The organism is Microcoleus sp. D3_18a_C4 (genome assembly GCF_036702415.1).
In the GTDB taxonomy this organism is placed as follows: Bacteria; Cyanobacteriota; Cyanobacteriia; order Cyanobacteriales; family Microcoleaceae; genus Microcoleus.
The window spans coordinates 1-13059 of the sequence record NZ_JAUBTI010000069.1; the positions used below are offsets into that span (position 1 = coordinate 1).

Genomic DNA, 13059 nt, shown 5'->3' on the forward strand with positions numbered 1-13059 from the left:
CCCGCCCGTCCAAAAAGGACGGGCGGGACGCCCATCCCACAAACTTGTGGAAGTTATTTAATTCTCATTCCTAAGCTCGATTGATGTTGTCCAATTATTTAATTGAGCCACGGAAACGCCCCGATGTTCCCATGTTTATTGTCTGATTTTTTGGTGCATGGTGCCAGGCTCACTGGTGACAGTTGTGTAAGTTCTGTTAGTGTTAGATTGGGGGAGGTCACAGCAAACCAAGGCAGCAGTTAAAGTGGCGAGCGACGAAGCTTTAGACCAACTGCCCGAAAGCTAATCAACTGAAGTTTATCAGCACGTCTAGGAATCTTATTCTGAGGCCACACGCAGTATTTATACCACCGCAGCTTGAAGCTGGTGTCAATGCCACCCACCCACAGCTTTTGTCAAAAATCCCTCATAATTTCCTCAAAACTTTATCAAGTTTTTACCCACTTTTTGTCATTTTTACTGTAATTTATGATACCGATCGCCCAAGTTGCCCGAAGCTCCACAACGGCAGAATTTTTAATATTTAATTTCTCGCTCTCTCTCTCCCTCGCTCTCCCTCGCTCTTCCTCGCTCTTCCTCTTTCTCTCGCCCCCTCTCCCTGTTTCACCCTAAAATTTGAAATTTTTGAGTGACGAATTATGGCACGATCGCAGCGCGTTTTGATACCATTCAATCAAGCGCAAGACAATCAGGGAATGCACTGGAGGTGTGTAAATGGAGCTTTTCGCAGAACAAAAACGGTGCTTGGATTGCTTGGTAAGCTCGATCGAGCAATTGGGAGGTCGCGTAGACATTCCAAAGCTGGAGCAGATAGCCGAGCTAATTATTCAAACGATGAGAGGGCCTTGGCGCTACTTTCACACGTCGGAACACATTTTTGAGGTCGGGGGGTCAGTCGATCCGATCGAGGTGCTGGCCGCGCTGTTTCACGACCTCGTGTACGTGCAAGTCGATCAGGGGGTTAGTTTCAATATTAGCAGCGCCCTTTGTCCTTTTGTCAAAGAGGTGCGATCGCAGTTAGTTATTAGAGATGAAACCGAACTGCCCGACGATGCCATGTATCAGCTAGTAGCCTCAGTATTTGGGTTTATTCCCGGCAAGACTCTCTCTCCGTTTGCCGGCCAAAACGAATTTTTGAGTGCCGTTATTGCTGCCAAATGTTTGGAGCCTTTTTTGCCAGCTAGTACGATCGCGGAGATAACAGCTTGCATCGAAGCTACTATCCCTTTTCGTCCCCTTTCGCCGAGGGGTTTGAGTGCGATCGAACTTTTGTACCAGCGTTTGGTAAGTGCGAATCGCGATTTTAACTTGGGATGGAGCCATGCAGAAATTGTAGAGATTGTCAAGCGTGCTGTCAGGTTAGCAAATAGAGATGTCGAGAATTTTGCCTCTCGAAATTCCTCTAATTTCTTAGACAATACCTGGAATTTGATGCCAGAAACTAACCACGAATTGACCAATGTTAATTCCTATACTGTTGCCGGATATCGCAAGTCTCTGCAAAAAATGGAAGGATTTTTGAACTTCCTCAAACCCGAACTGGTTTTCCAGCAGTTTATGCAAGAGCCGGACGATGAAACCTACGCTAACCTGATTGCCCGAACTCGCAAAAATATCGAAGTTGCTAAACTTTATCTGGGGGTAAAGCTAATTACTATCGCCATTTTAGAAGCTCTTTCCTACCGTTTGGGGCGCGATATTCCGCTTTCAACTATGATGGGAGAATTACGCACACCAGGATTTAAAACCTCAGTTTTGGAGGATTACTTGCCCAACAGACAGAGCGCCTACCCCTTAGACAGTCAGTTACAAAGAGAAGTGTTAGACCTGCTAGAAATAGGACGCAATCAAGAATCGCGCTATGATATTAAAAACTCCCCGGTTTCTACGTTTATTATCAAATCTATCGGCTTTGCTGAAACAGAAAACTTTTTGAAGAAAGCTCAAGAGTTTTTTGCCGATCCTACTTCCTCGGAAGAGTTTCTCTCTTACTGCGCTCCCGATGTCATCGAGACCATCACCTCCGGCGTGATGAAACTCTTTGACAGCAGGAAGACGGCTTTAGGGAAAGTTAAATTCGTTCACCAAACAGTTTCTTAGGATAGGTGGGCACAATCTTAAAACGTTTTCCATCGCAGAAACCAGGTTTCTTGAGTTCAGCCACAATGTCCGGTTAGTCTGAGATGTTGCACCATTCTCGCTTAACAGGCTTTCGCACCTGTTTCACAAAGAATGAGTTTTCTTGTGGGGAGTGGGGGTTGGGCAGGAGATCCCGCCTATAGCAGGCTTATTGATAATGGTGCAAGATTTCACTTTAAACCCTAAAAAAAAGTCCTCTTTAACTAATATGTTGCACCATTCTCAATAAGCCTTTTAGGAACAGGCTTTCCGGCCTGTTCCACAAAATATAAATTTTCTTGTGGAACAGGCATCTTGCCTGTTGGTGACAATGGTGCCAAATATCAGCTTTAAAGGACTTTAGCTATGAGTCAGGGGTTTGAACCCCTGGCGGACTAATTCGACATCCAACTTTTATTGCGGTGAACCAGTCGCACCCTCAGCGCCGGAGTTGCTTTCAGGTACAGCCGTATCCGTAGGATTAGACTCGCTCCGGCTTTCGGTATTAGTTTCGCCGCTCGTACCTGCACCAGGAGCGCCCTCATCTTGAGTTGGAGATGGAGTAGCTGAACTCTCAGGTGCTGCAGTTGGCGGAGTGGAAGCTGGCTCATCCTGCGGATTGGGAACCGTAGTATTGGTATTATTTGACGGCGAAGATGGTGCCGGCGCTGCTTGTTGAGCGGGTGCATCTTGCTGCTGTGAATTTGGAATTGTAATATTGATATTGGGAGCCGGACTTGGTTGAGGAGCCGGAGTTGCGTTTTGAGCTGGACTTGGTTGAGGAGCAGGCGTAGCCTTTTGAACTGGAGAGGGTTGAACCGGAACCGGAACAATCTTTTGAATGATCGTTTTTTCTCTCTCTATAGTCCGAGTCGGAGCTGGTGTTGCTGAAGGCTGATTCGCTTTCGGTACAACAATCACAGGAGCAGCAGTTGGAGTAGGAGCCTCCTCGCTCCGATTGAAGTAATATACACTGCCCAGAACTAAACCTGCCAAAGAAGCAAGAAGAATTCCTAACAGTAACCCGCGACCTGCATTCTCATTATCGCGGACTTCTTGGACTCCAAGTTGGCGGTGGTTTTCCGCCATTTGACCCTGTACATAACCTTGGTGATGAGCTGCTTCTTTAGAAGCCTTCGCAGTTGTACTCGGAACACTTGTAGTGGTTCGCGTTGTACTGACATGACCGTTAGTTGCATCTGTGTGAACTTCTTGATGAATTTCACGGCTAGAGCTATTTTCTTCGTTAGGTTTCATAATTATCTTCGCCACAACTATTCAAAAAATATTTGTCTGTAGGAGATGCTCTGGTTGGAAAACTTGAGCTAAGCTGTTTAGCATTTGAATCACCAAGAAATTGGGTCTGAAGCCCCGTCCTTATAGGACGGCTTTATATTTTGCTACCGCCTTGGAGTTGGTTGGTTCGGTGTACCTTTGTGTTGCACTTTCAACGGGACAGTTACCGTCTCGAACTTCCCAACCCTGTACGCATAGCGTTTTGCTACCTAAGTAGCCTCCCTTACGGGGTAATGTTAGCTTCGACAATGTTATAAAGGCTTGCGCCGGCTAGCAGCACTGTTTTAGTGACCTTAAAACTGTTTAACCACTAGCGACAGAGCAAGGGACTAGCTTCGCATCCCAGGATGTCATGACCTAAATAACGTAGGCAGTTAAGCCTTAGTCTGGTCAGAATGGCTTGTTAGATTTCTCTTTCAAGCCTCATGCCTTTAGGCTGAGGTTCCTGACTTACTTCGATTCACTGTCAAGATTCAGGCAAGATTCCGGCAAGATTCATGTGTAACCATTTGGCATTTTGCTCATACCCAGTTTAAATGCTTAACAGCTTTCTGCTTAGGGAGTTTAGAGAACTTTTGGTTTTTCCTTCATTTGTATCCAATCTAACTTGCCAATATATTAACCAGGCTCTACCCCCAGAGTGATTGCCCGAGTCCCCAAAGGAATAGAATTAGCCGGACTTCAACAAAGAAGACCGGCTAAATGAGTTATTTATAATGCTTGCTGTGCAAGCATATAGCAATCCTTGCAGGAGTCGTAAATTTTTTACCCCACCCCAACCCTCCCCGAACCCAAGGGGAGGGAGTAAGAAATTCACAAATGATGCGAGGATTGCTATAGATGATTCATGACACCCTTACAAGTGGCAACTTTACAGCCGCAGTGGGAAGACAATTCATGTCATCCGAGAAATCGGGAAAAAAGAGAAGGGAGTTAAGCTGTCACGCATTTAAATTGCATATTTAGGGCGGGCTCTTAGGCCCAACCCCTACTCCCCACAAAGCTTAGATTATTTTTTGACATTCAATTTAAATGCACAACAGCTTATAACATTTACTAGCCATCTATTTATCAAGCCGGTTGGTGCTTGAAGCTTGTTTAAGTCCGGTTAGATAACCACAATTAAGTTTTTAGTAAGACAAGTTTTTTGTCATCCATCAACCGAGGATAGTCGTACTCACTACAAACAAGCTTTATTACGGGAAATTAACCGGACATCAGCATTTCTGACAACTGAGTTTTTTTACTCGGTTCTTTCAATGATGATGGTAAGGTGAGCGACTAATGCACCTATAGCTCCTACAGCAGCAATGACTGGAAACAAGGCCGCACCGATGACTCCACCGACTACTCCCACTGTCAGAGGAACTTCTACCAAAATCCGTCCCTCTTCATTTTTGATAATGATGCGGCGGATATTTCCTTCGTGAATCAGTTCTTTAACTTTAGCAACCAAATCGTCCCCGTTAATCTTCAACTCCTCGACGCTAACTTTTTCCTGAGTATAAGTAGGGGTTTCTAAAGGAGTCGTTTCAAAATTAACTTCACTAATTTTGTCGGCCGAAACTTTGTCAGATACAGGTATTGATTCGAGTTCTCTTGTCCCGACTGGTTCTTGTAGGCGTTCTGTAGGTGTGTCCATTTTTTGTTCTCCTTTAAGGTAAAAGTATTTTTGTATAGAATTAGATTGAAATATAACACGCAACTTGTTTTGAATCAATCATTCTTTTGGGTGATCTTGCTGCTGCTGTCGTGATTTTGTGAAGGTATGATGATGAAAATTCCCTCACTCTCTCGCTTCTGGGCTTATCCCATCTGTCCCTCTCTCCTTGTGCGGTTTAGTTAACTGTCTGCTTCTAACCCTCGCACCGCCTAAGCATTGAAAAACTTCCAATCCAGACAGCGAAAGGATGAGAGCGACTTTCACACTCTCTGAGGCTCAGACTCAACAGGTGTACAGGTTGAAATACTGACATTGTACTGAAAGTACGATCGTCCCGCCGTGTATAGAATTACCACCTCTCGTTCGGGAAACCGCACATGGAAACCGTCGCTTACTTTCCTCCAATGTCATTTCAATTTAGCTCAGTGCGATCGCCCAACCAAACCCCACCCCCCGATGTTCCTCAAATCAACATCTTAGAGTTTCTAATGAGAATTGCCTAAAATCAAGGGGGAGAAGAAATAATAATGAGCGAAATATTATCGCAACCAAACCAACTTCCTCAAATTGAAGTTGAAGTTGGGGAAAAGTCGGGTAAAATAGAATTATTTTTTCTGCTTCCTCTTGATTCTCGGTGTCGGATTTGCCAGCGACAGAATTTGAATCTCAAGTTGGTGGCCCGACGGTACTTTTCGGGAAAGTTTTAAGGCACATCAAGCGGATGTGTGGAATTTGACACTCCCCATGCTAAAGCAGCGGGGATTCTCCGGAAATTAATCCGGATATCCTTTTTTCTGGATAACCGCTTTCTACATTAGATAACTGCGAGTTAACCGATAAATTAAGGTTCCTAGGCTCAACCCACTGAGGGATTGATATTTCCAAAGGCGTTACTTTCCCGCAGTCTGCAGGTAGTCTTTTTTGATTACGCGGAAATGATAAACCGCTTTTCTTGGCTATTTTCCTAGAGGCTCCTGTATCAGCGTGTTCAGCATAACCACAGGCGCGACACACGAACTTTTCTCCGTCTCGGTTGCCTTTCTCTGTATGTCCACATTTAGGACACTCTTGAGAAGTGTGTCGGGGGTTAACTGCAAATACAGGCTTGCCTGACTTCGCAGCTAGCCACGCTATTTTTCCAAAAATATCCCCCCAAGCACAATCTAGGATTCTTTTATTAAGTCCACTCTTGGCAGCAGCACCATTCTTCCTATAACCTCCTTTTCCATCGTGCGATTGTTTGGCGCGTTTAACCATGTTGGTTATTTTTAGGTTTTCTTGCGCTACAGCATCAGCCGTTTTAACTATCTTATCGGCAGCTTTCCAGTTATATCCGTCTCTTTTTTGGGTTAGCTTGTGTTGGGTTTGAGACAGCTTGACCTGTGCTTTTTTCCTGTTGCTAGAGCCTTTTTGCTTGCGACTGGCAGCACGATTTCTTATCGCTAATCGTCGAGCTGTTCTATAGTTTGTTGCAACAGCTATATTCTCAATAAAGCTACCATCTGAAAGGGACACAAGCTTGTTTATTCCTACATCGATCCCAACAACTGACTTAGGTTCGATAAGTTCTGGCAGTCTCACTCCGTCGTCAAGCAGTACACTGATGTACCAATATGTCCCTTTTTGCTTGACGGTTACAGTTCGGATTTCTACATTGAATGGAAAACTTCTGCTATTGAAGTATTTCATCCAACCAATACCAGGAAGATAAACTCGGTTGTTTTCAAACTTGCAACGCCCCGGTTTGTACTCGAAGGTCTTGAAATTAGAGGCTTTTCGGTAAGCCGGAAAGCCTCTTTTATGACTCCAAAAACCTGCAAACGCAGTATCTAGTTTAGCCAGGTTTCGCTGCAACACATCTGAATCAATACGGCTGTACCACTCGTTTTCTTTTCTTAACTCAGTAGTTCTCTTACTTTGAACACCCCCAGCGCTATCCCAACACAGACCTAGCTTTTTACTGGTCTTGGTTAATGTTGCAGACATAACGCCATGCTTGACAACCGGACAACTAAGAGGACACACAGCACCAACTTCTAAACGGGTGTCTATTTCGCAATAAGACCCAAAAGATAGCTCCGAGGCGTTTCAACATTTCTGTTGTTAGTCTCCCAGCCGCGCTCAGCGTTCTCTCAGACAATAATTACGGTGCTTACGCAGTGTTATAAGCCATTGGGCCATGAGCGCGGCTTGCTCTTTGTTTGGTTTTAACTTGTAGTTCCAGCGTTGCATTGTTTTTACCTCCTTGCTATATTGTACACATAAACTGAGTACACATCGTGGAATTTATGGAAAAAGATAAGAGATTGCATATACGCATCAGTTCTCAAGAAGCTGAAATTCTTGCCCGTTACTGTACAAAGACAATGCGCTCTCAATCAGACGTACTCAGAGGGTTGATTAGGAAACTGGAAAATCAATAAAAAGCCGTCGTAGAACGACGGGGCTTCAGACCCAGTTTTTTGGTGAGTTTTAGTTGCGATCGCACAACTTTAGCATCTGCCGGGAAAAATTTCGTCGGTGAAACTTTGGAGTGTCCATGCGGCTAAAGTATAAGCTGCCGAACTTGACAAATTGCTCGCCATCGGCTGTCCCTGGCTCGGAGACTACCTACAATACAATCTTCGGGTTGAGTGCGATCGGCATTTATGCAAAAAAACTGACAATTGAGATTTATTGGCAATTGCCGGAAACCTGTTTTGCCTGAATTTAAAAATCGGGCGATCGGCGGCCGATTTGTCGCTATTCTTGTCTTATGGTAATATAATTTTACGCAAGGGGTAATACGAAATGTACTGCCACAGGTCGCAGATGTCTATCCATCTGAACCAAATTAATGTCATCAAACATTAAAAATAGTTATGACTGTTATATTCGGATTAGTAAAATCTTGGATATATAAAATTTCCTACATAGTCAGGTTTCAAAGGGGTGTTTGCTGTTAAATCAATCTAACCTGCAATATCGTTTCGGGGGACACCAGCACGATTTAAGGCAAAAAATAATCCTGCTGAATTAACTGGATTCCAGGGAGCAGAGGGAAGTTGATAACTAAGCTATAAAAAGAGTTGAAAAGGCCGTCTAAATAGTAGGCAAGACTCCAGCAGCCAACCGCATCTGCCAATTACCAAAGGAGGGAGCAGTGTATGAAACTGACGGGTTGAGTCCCCTAAAATCGCCGCTTGGTTTGCGATCGACTCTACAGGAATTAACCCTGTATGACTTTCTCCTAGAATCTGAGTGTCCGGGGGACGAAGTTGCTAAAGTTTTTCAAGCAAACCCTTTAGTTCCGGGCATCATCATCACTCAGCAAGGAAAGTTTATAGGGATGATTTCGCGGCGGCGTTATTTTGAACACATGAGCCGCCCCTACAGCTTGGAGTTATTTTCTCAACAGCCTTTGTTCATACTCTACCGCTTTACTAAAACTGATATGTTGGTTCTCGATCGCGAAACCTCAATTATGACGGCAGTGCGACAGTCTTTGGAGCGATCGCCCGAACTCATCCACGAACCAATTGTAGTACAAGTAGAACCGGAAACTTACAAACTTTTAGACGTACACCAACTGCTGCTTTCTCAGTTGCAAATTCACGAGTTATCAACCGTGGCGATGCGAGAGTCGCAAGCGCAATTGAGACATCAAGCCCAACAGCTCGAACTTGCCCTGCTGGAACTTCAGCGCACTCAAACTCAACTAATTCAAACAGAGAAAATGTCTTCTTTGGGGCAGTTAGTAGCAGGAGTAGCTCACGAAATCAACAATCCTATCGGCTTTATTTATAGCAATTTGCACCACGCTAAAGAGTACACGCAAGCTTTAATGCAGATGCTTGACATCTACCGACAGCACTGTCCCGAACCCATCGCAGCAATTGAAGCGGAAGCAGAAAAAATCGAACTCGATTATTTGCTAGAAGACTTGCCAAGAGTCTTAAGTTCTATGCAGCAAGGTGCAGAAAGAGTGCGCGACATCGTTTTGTCGCTGCGGAATTTTTGCAGATTAGACGAAGCTGAAATGAAGCAGGTCAACATTCACGACGGTATCAACAACACGATTATGCTGTTGCAAAGCCAGCTTAAAGCGAAACCGGGGCACGAGGCGATCGAAATTCACAAAGAATACAGCGACTTGCCACTGGTGCAGTGCTATCCCGGACAGCTCAATCAGGTATTTATGAATATTTTACTTAATGCAATTTACGTTCTTGTTGAGTCTAATAAATACGAAATTTTTGAGAAAAACACCCCTCAAAAGTCGCACTTAGGCGACCAAAAGCAGTCTTGTACAACGACTCAATTATCACTTTCTAACTCTACCCGCCTGATTCCTACGATTCGCATTCGCACCGAGTTAATTGAGAAAAAAAAGGTAATAATTAAAATTTCTGACAACGGGCCGGGGATGGCAGAAGATGTTCGGAAGCGGTTGTTTGACCCTTTCTTTACTACTAAGCCGGTCGGCCAAGGAACGGGTTTGGGACTGTCGATTAGCTATGAAATTGTTGTCAACCAACACGGCGGCGCATTGAAGTGCTTTTCGGAACCGGGAAAAGGAGCAGAATTTGCGATCGAAATTCCACTTCAACAGTCTTCCATAGCACAGATTTTGCCTCGCTTTGCGTGATAAGCTGTTAGTCATTTAAATTTATTGCCTCAACCCCTTGCAGTATGGGGTCTGGCCCACAAATAGTGCAGTTTGAATGTCGAACAGCTTATGGCAGAAGGCAGAAGGCAGAAGGCAGAAGGCAGATGGAAGAAGCAATCTAAAGTTAGGGACTCGGCTGTTGAAACCGCTTCGGGTCAAACTTTCGTTCCTCTGGCTTGAGACTAAAGAATAAAGCCCGTCAGCTACCGCGAACCTTTGCAAACCCACTTCCACAAAGGATGACTCGGCCCCTGTTGGCGAATGCGGCGAACTTGTTGTTCCAAACCCTGTTTTTCCCGCAGGGGCAATCCTCGCACCATATTGCGACTTTGCCAAGTTAGCACAGCTAAAGTCATTCCCAAGCACAAACCCAAACCGAGAGTGGGCCAGCGATGAAAAGATAAACCGTAGCGCACTGCCGCCCAAGTGAAGTGTTCTAACCACAAAGCGATTTCGCGGCGCAAACCCCAAATGCTCAAAGAACCGACGCTAATCCACAGCAATATCACTGTTAACCAGCGGCCGTAAACTGTTAGTTTGTGAAGCCTTTGGACTTCAATTTCAAAAGTTTGGTCAGTAGTCATTTGTTATTTGTTATTTGTCATTTGTCATTTGTCATTAGTTATTGATGATTTATTATTAGTCAGTCAACAGTTAACCGTCAACAGTTAACCGTCACCAGTTAACCGTCAACAGTCAATTAAACTTCCTCTGACTGGTTGATTCCTTCTGCGGGCACGGGAATAGAGTGACCGGTGCGACTGCGCCACCAAGCTAGTAGCGTACTGGCAACGAAAATACTCGAATACGAACCAGCAATAAAACCGACAATCAAAGCTAAAGCAAAGTATTTGAGGGTTTCGCCACCAAACAAAAAGATTGAAAACAATGTCAGCAGCGTGGTAAACGTTGTGTTAATTGACCTTCCCAGCGTCTGCATGACAGCATCATCGACAATTTGATCGATCGACTGTCCGGGATTTAGCTTGATTACTTCGCGCACGCGATCGTAAATTACCACGGTATCGTTAACAGAAAAACCGATAAGTGTCAAGAGCGCGACCACAAATAAGCTGTCAACTTCCACTCCTTGAACTAAACCCAAAAACGAGAAAACCCCAAGCGTGACCAACACGTCGTGAAACACAGCCACAAAAGCAAAAAAGGCATAATCCAACTGAAATCGGAATGTCAGATAAGCAGTAATTCCAGCAAAAGAAACCAACAAAGCCAGCAAACCAGAAGTAAACAACTGTTTGCCGAGGGTAGGCCCAACCGTATCAATTTGAGTAGATTGAGGAGAAAAAGCGCCTATCTTTTCGCTCAAAGCTGTTTGCAAATTAGTCCGCTGTTCGACATCCAAAGTTTTTGTTCGCAGCGACAAACCGCGCTGTTCTTGGCCGATAACTTGAATGCTGCTGCCACCTAAACCTTGGGCGTCGAGGACTTCACGGACAGCAGCAAGATCGATGGGTTTACAATTTTCCGGTTTTGTGCAGTCGAGTTCAAATTGCAGCCGAGTGCCGCCGATAAAGTCCAAACTGGGGCGCAGCGGTGCGCGGATGTCTGGACGAGTCCAAGAAATCGCCATCGACACTATACCTGCAAGGATTATAGCGGCGGAAATACTCCACCAGAGCGATCGATATTTGATTACACTGAATTTCATAATTTAGCGGGAATTGGGAATTGGGAATTGGGAATTGGGCATTGGCCAAACAGGGCATTGGGCATTGGGCATTGGTAATTAATTTACAACTAATTTTTAGCGGTTTGTAGTTGACCAATATTAGCGATTACCAACTACCAATTACCAATTACCAATTACCCATTAGCTATTAGCAGTTTTCGACAAATCGGGACAGAACCACTGAGGTTTCCGCAATGCTGGAAAGCTCAATACTACGAACAGCAGAGTGCGGCTGCAAGTGAGCGCAGTAAACATACTCACTGCCACCCCCAATGCCAGAGTTACAGCAAACCCTTTAACTAAACCTGCGCCTAACCAGAACAAAGCAGCACAAGCAATAACTGTTGTGACGTTGCCGTCTAAAATGCTGGAAAAAGCGCGGTAAAAACCCGATTCTACAGATCGATAAAGCGATTTCCCCGCCCGCAACTCTTCCCGCGTGCGCTCAAAAATCAGCACGTTAGCATCCACAGCCATCCCGATGCTGAGCACAAAACCAGCTATTCCCGGCAGCGTTAATGTCACTCCCAAAAGCACGAAAGCTGCCCAAGTTAACAGAGCATAAATTAACAGCGCAATATTAGCAATTACGCCGGGGAGTCGATAGTAGGCAACCATGAAAATCAAGACTAAAACTAAGCCGCCGATACCTGCGTTAATACTGCTTTGAATGCTGTCTTTACCCAAGCTAGCGCCGATGGTGCGGTTTTCTACAATTTCGACCGGCACAGGCAAAGCCCCGCCCCGCAATTGCACTGCTAAATCGTTGGCTTCTTGCGTTGTAAAGTTGCCTTGAATTACGGCACTCCCACCAGTAATTCCTGTTTGGGCAAATTCAACGCCGACGACTGGAGAACTGATCATTCTTTCGTCTAGGAAAATACCGATACTGCGTCCGGTTCCTGCTAAATTTTTAGTGAGTTGGGCAAAGAGTTCGCCTCCTTTGGTATCGAAAACAAGGGCAACGTTCCAGTTGTTCCCAGCCGCCAAGGGTTGAGGTTGAGCATCTTTGAGGTTTTCGCCGCCGAGGCCGCTGCTTTTGAATAGTTTGGCGATCGCCTCATTGCTTCTTTTCAAAGCAGCCTGATTTTCTTTAATTGCTGCCTCATTCGGGCGAGTTTTCAATTCTTCTTGTTTGACCAGCAATTCCTGTTGCAACTGCCTCTCAATGGCTAATTGTGTTTCTGTTCCGGGCAGTTGTTCCAGAAATTCTAGCTTGGCGGTGCCGCCCAAAACTCGTTCTGCTTGCTGCGGGTCATTTACTCCGGGCAACTGCACGAGAATTTGGTCTTCTCCTACTGTTTGGACTAATGCTTCGGAAACACCCAAACCGTTAACCCGGTTTTCGACAATCCGCCGCACTGCTTCTAACATTCCCTGGTCAATTTTGGGAATTGTGGGGGTAGTTTTTACTTGAATTGTGAGTTGCGACCCTCCTTGCAAGTCTAATCCCAGCCGCGTCGGAATAGTTACTATTACAGTAATAGCGGCGATGATTAAAACAAAAATTAGGGCTAATAGGGAACGTTGTTTTTGCATATTTATTTATTAGTCATTATTAGTAGGTTGGCTTGAGTTAGTAGTAGGTTGGGTTGAGCCACGAAACCCAACATCCAATTTAATGAGTGTTGGGTTTCGTTCCTC

Annotated in this window: 11 protein-coding genes; 4 read left to right on the forward strand and 7 right to left on the reverse strand. The window is 44.9% G+C overall.

Features of this window, described 5'->3' with window-relative positions:
• Nucleotides 1-714: 714 nt before the first annotated feature.
• Nucleotides 715-2100: a hypothetical protein gene (locus tag QUB16_RS23550; protein ID WP_333319887.1), complete on the forward strand. Its 1386-nt coding sequence runs from the start codon at nt 715-717 to the stop codon at nt 2098-2100.
• Nucleotides 2101-2532: 432 nt separating this feature from the next.
• Here QUB16_RS23550 and QUB16_RS23555 read toward each other — a convergent pair whose 3' ends face one another.
• Together QUB16_RS23555 and QUB16_RS23560 are read right to left on the reverse strand one after the other, a co-directional pair.
• Nucleotides 2533-3375, reverse strand: a complete 843-nt coding sequence (locus QUB16_RS23555; protein ID WP_333319889.1) for a hypothetical protein — start codon at nt 3373-3375, stop codon at nt 2533-2535.
• A gap of 1282 nt (nt 3376-4657) precedes the next feature.
• A complete protein-coding gene (locus QUB16_RS23560) occupies nt 4658-5056 on the reverse strand; it encodes a DUF4342 domain-containing protein (protein ID WP_333283819.1) in 399 nt (132 codons plus the stop codon).
• A gap of 548 nt (nt 5057-5604) precedes the next feature.
• Between QUB16_RS23560 and QUB16_RS23565 the strand changes: the two genes are divergently transcribed.
• Nucleotides 5605-5784: a hypothetical protein gene (locus QUB16_RS23565; protein ID WP_333319891.1), complete on the forward strand. Its 180-nt coding sequence runs from the start codon at nt 5605-5607 to the stop codon at nt 5782-5784.
• Nucleotides 5785-5824: 40 nt separating this feature from the next.
• Here QUB16_RS23565 and QUB16_RS23570 read toward each other — a convergent pair whose 3' ends face one another.
• Both QUB16_RS23570 and QUB16_RS33690 read right to left on the reverse strand, forming a co-directional pair.
• Nucleotides 5825-7063, reverse strand: coding sequence for a transposase (locus QUB16_RS23570; protein ID WP_333319892.1), 1239 nt, complete (start codon nt 7061-7063; stop codon nt 5825-5827).
• 135 nt (nt 7064-7198) lie between these two features.
• Entirely contained in the window at nt 7199-7309 is a 111-nt protein-coding gene (locus QUB16_RS33690) for a helix-turn-helix domain-containing protein (RefSeq protein WP_445251082.1), read from the reverse strand.
• 307 nt (nt 7310-7616) lie between these two features.
• Here QUB16_RS33690 and QUB16_RS23575 point away from each other — a divergent pair, with 307 nt between their 5' ends.
• Both QUB16_RS23575 and QUB16_RS23580 read left to right on the forward strand, forming a co-directional pair.
• Entirely contained in the window at nt 7617-7784 is a 168-nt protein-coding gene (locus tag QUB16_RS23575) for a hypothetical protein (RefSeq protein ID WP_333319894.1), read from the forward strand.
• A gap of 435 nt (nt 7785-8219) precedes the next feature.
• Nucleotides 8220-9704, forward strand: coding sequence for an ATP-binding protein (locus QUB16_RS23580; RefSeq protein ID WP_333319896.1), 1485 nt, complete (start codon nt 8220-8222; stop codon nt 9702-9704).
• 224 nt (nt 9705-9928) lie between these two features.
• Here the strand turns inward: QUB16_RS23580 and QUB16_RS23585 are convergent, their stop codons facing one another.
• From QUB16_RS23585 to secD, 3 genes are all read right to left on the reverse strand, one after another.
• Nucleotides 9929-10309, reverse strand: coding sequence for a hypothetical protein (locus QUB16_RS23585; protein ID WP_333295661.1), 381 nt, complete (start codon nt 10307-10309; stop codon nt 9929-9931).
• A 116-nt stretch (nt 10310-10425) separates the two neighbouring features.
• Nucleotides 10426-11394, reverse strand: coding sequence for a protein translocase subunit SecF (gene secF / locus QUB16_RS23590; protein ID WP_333319898.1), 969 nt, complete (start codon nt 11392-11394; stop codon nt 10426-10428).
• 162 nt (nt 11395-11556) lie between these two features.
• Nucleotides 11557-12954, reverse strand: a complete 1398-nt coding sequence (gene secD / locus QUB16_RS23595; protein WP_333319900.1) for a protein translocase subunit SecD — start codon at nt 12952-12954, stop codon at nt 11557-11559.
• Nucleotides 12955-13059 lie beyond the last annotated feature (105 nt).

Bases quoted from the DNA above. Each gene is read 5' to 3' on its own strand.
- QUB16_RS23550 (WP_333319887.1), top strand. From the start codon at position 715: ATGGAGCTTTTCGCAGAACAAAAACGGTGCTTGGATTGCTTGGTAAGC.
- QUB16_RS23555 (WP_333319889.1), bottom strand. From the start codon at position 3,375: ATGAAACCTAACGAAGAAAATAGCTCTAGCCGTGAAATTCATCAAGAA.
- QUB16_RS23560 (WP_333283819.1), bottom strand. From the start codon at position 5,056: ATGGACACACCTACAGAACGCCTACAAGAACCAGTCGGGACAAGAGAA.
- QUB16_RS23565 (WP_333319891.1), top strand. From the start codon at position 5,605: ATGAGCGAAATATTATCGCAACCAAACCAACTTCCTCAAATTGAAGTT.
- QUB16_RS23570 (WP_333319892.1), bottom strand. From the start codon at position 7,063: ATGTCTGCAACATTAACCAAGACCAGTAAAAAGCTAGGTCTGTGTTGG.
- QUB16_RS33690 (WP_445251082.1), bottom strand. From the start codon at position 7,309: ATGCAACGCTGGAACTACAAGTTAAAACCAAACAAAGAGCAAGCCGCG.
- QUB16_RS23575 (WP_333319894.1), top strand. From the start codon at position 7,617: ATGCGGCTAAAGTATAAGCTGCCGAACTTGACAAATTGCTCGCCATCG.
- QUB16_RS23585 (WP_333295661.1), bottom strand. From the start codon at position 10,309: ATGACTACTGACCAAACTTTTGAAATTGAAGTCCAAAGGCTTCACAAA.
- secF (WP_333319898.1), bottom strand. From the start codon at position 11,394: ATGAAATTCAGTGTAATCAAATATCGATCGCTCTGGTGGAGTATTTCC.
- secD (WP_333319900.1), bottom strand. From the start codon at position 12,954: ATGCAAAAACAACGTTCCCTATTAGCCCTAATTTTTGTTTTAATCATC.